The 4,715-nt window shown below is 30.9% G+C and carries 7 protein-coding genes; 4 read left to right on the top strand and 3 right to left on the bottom strand.

Annotated elements, in window-relative coordinates; genetic code table 11:
* The first annotated feature begins 124 nt into the window (after nt 1–124).
* From N2259_01105 to holA, 3 genes are read left to right on the top strand one after another with little or no spacing between them, the layout of a single operon-like run.
* Nucleotides 125–1,015, top strand: coding sequence for a hypothetical protein (locus N2259_01105; protein MCX7778826.1), 891 nt, complete (start codon nt 125–127; stop codon nt 1,013–1,015).
* A gap of 28 nt (nt 1,016–1,043) precedes the next feature.
* Nucleotides 1,044–1,556, top strand: coding sequence for a dihydrofolate reductase family protein (locus N2259_01100; GenBank protein ID MCX7778825.1), 513 nt, complete (start codon nt 1,044–1,046; stop codon nt 1,554–1,556).
* Between the two features lie 20 nt (nt 1,557–1,576).
* Nucleotides 1,577–2,551, top strand: a complete 975-nt coding sequence (gene holA, locus N2259_01095) for a DNA polymerase III subunit delta (protein MCX7778824.1) — start codon at nt 1,577–1,579, stop codon at nt 2,549–2,551.
* A 121-nt stretch (nt 2,552–2,672) separates the two neighbouring features.
* On the opposite strand, the gene rpsT is transcribed toward holA, so the two are convergent.
* The 3 genes from rpsT to N2259_01080 are packed head-to-tail and all read right to left on the bottom strand — an operon-like array spanning nt 2,673 to nt 3,577.
* Nucleotides 2,673–2,942, bottom strand: a complete 270-nt coding sequence (gene rpsT, locus N2259_01090) for a 30S ribosomal protein S20 (protein MCX7778823.1) — start codon at nt 2,940–2,942, stop codon at nt 2,673–2,675.
* A 13-nt stretch (nt 2,943–2,955) separates the two neighbouring features.
* Nucleotides 2,956–3,288, bottom strand: a complete 333-nt coding sequence (locus N2259_01085) for a hypothetical protein (protein MCX7778822.1) — start codon at nt 3,286–3,288, stop codon at nt 2,956–2,958.
* Between the two features lie 10 nt (nt 3,289–3,298).
* On the bottom strand, nt 3,299–3,577 hold the full coding sequence (locus N2259_01080) for a hypothetical protein (GenBank protein ID MCX7778821.1): 279 nt from the start codon (nt 3,575–3,577) through the stop codon (nt 3,299–3,301).
* A gap of 198 nt (nt 3,578–3,775) precedes the next feature.
* Here N2259_01080 and ruvA point away from each other — a divergent pair, with 198 nt between their 5' ends.
* Nucleotides 3,776–4,339 carry a Holliday junction branch migration protein RuvA gene (ruvA, locus tag N2259_01075; GenBank protein ID MCX7778820.1) on the top strand — a complete coding sequence of 188 codons (564 nt, stop codon included), beginning with the start codon at nt 3,776–3,778 and terminating at the stop codon, nt 4,337–4,339.
* The last annotated feature ends 376 nt before the right edge of the window (nt 4,340–4,715 follow it).

Raw genomic sequence — 4,715 nt, 5'->3', positions numbered from 1 at the left:
TTAAAAATTACTAAAATCTCTATCAATATCTATTAGTATCCACTAATATCAAGCAGTTTCAGAAACTAAATTGATACTCATAGATATTCATTGATACTAATGGAAATTATAGTATAATTGAATGATGGAAAAGAAATTTATCATTCTTGATGGCAACTCCTTATTACATCGCGCCTGGCATGCTTTGCCGAGATTGACAACGAAAAGCGGTGAGGTCGTTAATGCTATTTATGGTTTTACTTTAGTTTTTTTAAAAATTTTAAAAGAATTAAAGCCAGATTATTTAGCTGTTACTTTTGACAGTAAGGGGCCAACCTTTCGTCATCAAGACTTTCAAGAATATAAGGCAAAAAGGGTTAAACAGCCTGAAGAATTTTATGCTCAGATTCCCCGACTTAAAGAATTATTAGAAAGTTTTAAAATCAAATTTTTAGAAATTCCTGGTTATGAAGCCGATGATCTTATTGCTTCGCTTAAACTCAAAATCCAAAAGGCAAAACTCAGAATGATTATCATCTCGAGCGATTTCGATTTATTACAATTAGTTGATGAAAAAACCACAGTCTGCCTTTTGAAAAAAGGGGTAAGTGAGATGACACTTTATAACGAAAAAACTATTCAAGAAAAATTTGGTTTAACCCCTCAGCAACTCATTGACTACAAAGCTTTACGTGGTGATCCATCAGACAATATCCCCGGCGTCAAGGGTATTGGCGAAAAGACAGCCTTGGCCTTAATTCAAAAGTTTGGTTCTTTAGAAAATCTTTATCAAAATTTAGAAAAAATTGATTCAGAAAAAATTAAAAATTTATTGATCAAAAATAAAGAACAAGCCTTTCTGGCCAAAAAATTAGTCACCATTAAAAGAGATTTAAAAATTGACCTCTCTTTAGAAGATTTAAAGCTGAAAGAACCGGATAAAGAAAAGGTTAAAAAAATTTTTCAAAATTTAGAGTTTAAATCACTTTTAAACCGTTTTTTCTCAGAAAAACCAACTCCTCAAAAACTCTTTTAAAAAAATTTATCATTTAAAAATATTTTTTATGAAAGTCATTTTATACGCCACATCAACCATCAATGGTTATATTGCTAAAGAAAAAGACGAGACGCCCTGGTCAAATGAAACCTGGCAAGCCTATTATGATTTAGTCAAAGAAAAGGGCAACATTATTGTTGGCAAAAGAACTTATGAAATTATGAAGATTATTGATGAATTTGAAAAATTGAATTATCCCTTTACCGTTGTTGTCTCGAGTTTAGTGCCACCCCATCAAGTCAATGAGAAAACAATTTTTGTTAACACACCGAGAGAAGCTTTAGAAGTTTTGAAAAGTAAAGGTTTTAAAGAAGTGATAGTCGGTGGCGGCGGTATATTGAACAGCAGTTTTCTCCGCGGCGACCTGATTGATGAAATCTACCTTGATCTCGAGCCGTTAATTTTTGGTCGGGGTATTAAACTTTTTTCTGAAACTGAAACAGAAGCAAAATTAAAGTTGTTAGCCGTGAAGAAAATTACGGAAAACGTTCTTCGTCTTCATTACCAAGTTGTTAAATAATTAAAAAATTAAAAATTTTTATGATTTTCTTTTTATACGGTCCGGATACTTTTCGTTCTCAGGAAAAACTCCGAGCCTTGGTGGAAAACTTTAAACAGAAAAGAGATTGGCGAGGTTTAAGCGTTTTAAGACTAGAAGGGCAGGATTTAACCGTTGATAAATTTCGACAGAGCGTTTTTTCACCCGGTCTGTTTTCGACAAAAAGATTGATTATTATTGAAAACCTTTTAAGCCAGAATGAAGATTCTGCTTTATTGCAGGAAGTGATTAATTTTGTGAGAAAAAGCAAGAAAGGAAAGAAGAAAGAAGAAAAAGACAATGTTGTCATTTTTCGCGAAAGCGAAGAAAAGATACCCCAAAACGAGAGCCATCAAAAACTTTTTAGTCTGCTAAAAAAAGAAAAATATGCCCAAAAATTTGATTGGTTAGAAAATAATGAATTACGAAAATGGATTAAAGAAGAGGTTAAAAAAAGAGACGGAGAAATCGAAGAAAAAGCTGTTGATTTATTGGTAAATTTTATTGGACCTGATCTTTGGCGAATGAGTACTGAATTGGATAAATTAATAGCTTATGGTCAAGGCAAAATTTCGGCGAAAAATGTTAAATTAATAGTTGAAACCAAACCAGAAGAAGATATTTTTAATTTAATTGATGCCCTAGTTGAGAAAAATAAAAAAAGAGCCGTTCAATTAATTAGGGAACAATTAGAAAACGACATTCCTTTTACCCAACTTCTTAATCTTTTGGCTCGTCAATTTAGAATTATTCTTCAAATTAAGGATAGGAAAGAGAAATTTTTAAATTATTATCAGTTAGCTAGTGAATTGGGTGTTCATCCTTATAGTGTTAAAAAATCATTAATCCAAGCCCCAAGATATACTTTAGATGAATTAAAAAAAATCTATCAGGAACTTCTAAGGATAGACTATCAACTCAAGACAACCAATCTTCAACCGGAACTTTTATTTGACTTATTGGTGGCAAAACTATAAATAAAAATAATGTAATTTTTCTATTTATTGCCAGCGAAATGCATTACTCTTTAATCTCTAGTGTGTTAACACATTAAGAGAGAAAAAGAGAGAAAGGTGAATGACTGACAGCTAAAAGGAATTAACTCTTTAATAAAAAATTTAGCTTTTTTGCCAATCTTGATTTTTTTCGGCTGGCTTTGTTTTTTTTGATGACATTTCTTTTGGCGGCTTTATCAAGAGCTTTCTGAATTTTCTGATAAAATTCTCTGGCTTTTTCTTTATTTTTCTCTCTGATAAATTTCAAAAATTTTTTTTCTAAATATTTAAGATTGGCTTTGATTTTTTTATTTCTTGCCGTTCTTTTTTTTACCTTTCTTAATTCTTTTATAGCTGATTTTGTGATTGGCATAATTTTTTAATTTTTAAACTTCCTCTTCTTCGGTTTTTTCTTCCAGGCCATAATCTATTTCTTTTTCTTGTTTGCCAAATTCTTCTTGCCAGACCTCTAACAATTCCTTTTCTTTTTCTAACATTTTTTGAAAAGCATCACGGCCATCGATTAAGGCTTCGAGTTTGGCTTTAAAATCTTCATTAAAAGCTACTAAAACCTTAGGAGATTTTTTAAAAATTTCTACTAAATTTTCTAAAACCTTTTCTGGTAAAATGGGTAAAAAAATTAAAAGATCGTTTTGATCTGTGGATGATAGTTTTGAATTGGTGATGACCCGCTTTAATTCCTCCAAAATTTTACTCATAATAAAAAATTTATTCTCCTTTCATAGACAATAATTTTTCAACCCTCTCTCTAGTTCCAGGGGTCAATTTTTTTAAATTTGGCAACCCCTTTTCTATTATTGATTTACATATTTCTCCGGCGGCAAAAAATAAATCTTTAATATCAATAGATTTTTTTATACCATCAAGAAATTCGTTTCGAAGCACAACCTCTAGACGTTCTAGAACATTATATTTTTCCCACTGATCCGGCGTGGTTTTGCTTTCGCTTTTTGGAACGTTGTCAATGTTATATTCGCTTTCTCTCATATATTAATTTACCTCATCCTCCAAGTTAATTTTATAATAGAAAATTATAACAAATGACCAGAATCTGTCAAGCCACGAATCTTGATTTCTGTGGAAAACTATAGTATACTACGAAATACGAAACCGTACGAAAGTTGAAATTTTTCCAAAGTTTGTTTTTTGTATTTTTGCCAAATTTTCATAATTGTGTAGAAAGGTATGATTTTTTCTCTGCGCGGCAAAATTATTTATCGGGGCGACAACTTTTTGGTTATAGAAACAGGCCAGATCGGCTATCAAGTTTTCGTTTCTCCATCCTTAATAAAAAAAGTTAAAATCAATGAAGGTTTAAAAATTTTTACCTATTTATACACAAGAGAGGAAACCCAAGAACTTTACGGTTTTAAGAGCATCGAAGAATTAGAATTTTTTAAAGAACTTTTAGCTATTGCCGGCGTTGGTCCGAAAATTGCTCAAAATATCCTCTCACTCGGTAAAATTTCCGAAATTAAGAAAGCCATTCAAAACGGTCAAGTCAATTTTTTAACCAAAATTTCTGGCGTTGGTAAAAAAACGGCGGAAAAAATTATTGTTGAAATGAGAGGAAAATTTGAAGAGTTATTGAAACGTTCTAAAATTTCTGACCGACCTTTAGAAACGGCTTTACGCAAACTTGGTTATCACTCTCAAGAGATTAAAGAAATTCTTTCTGAAATTCCACCGGAAATTGAAGGCACTAAAGAAAGACTCAAATATGCTTTAAAAATTTTAGGCCAATCATAATGGCCAAAAAACGAATTCTCACTAATTAAGAATTGATCAACAGATTGATGACAATTCTTTCTTTTTAGAAACACTTGAGAAAATAATCTACTATTATCCGTATCAACGTGTTAACACCTGATAAGGAATAGAGATTGGCAAGAAAGGGTTAAATATAAATATTAGAGTGGACTAAAATTTATCAAAAATTATCCAAAAGTGATGTTAAAGTGATAGGTATAATTCTGATTAACCGATCATTTCTCTTTATTTCTGTATCTTTTTTTTAAATCTGCTAAAATAAAAAGATGTTCAAAAAAATAATCAAAAAATTTTTACCCAAAAGTTTTTTACTTTTTTATCACAAAGTATTAGCTGTTTTGGCGGCGTTCTTTTA

This window comes from Patescibacteria group bacterium, from assembly GCA_026417895.1.
Taxonomy (GTDB): domain Bacteria; phylum Patescibacteriota; class Patescibacteriia; order UBA2591; family CALHIP01; genus CALHIP01.
This window is presented reverse-complemented; position numbering and strand designations above follow the sequence as displayed.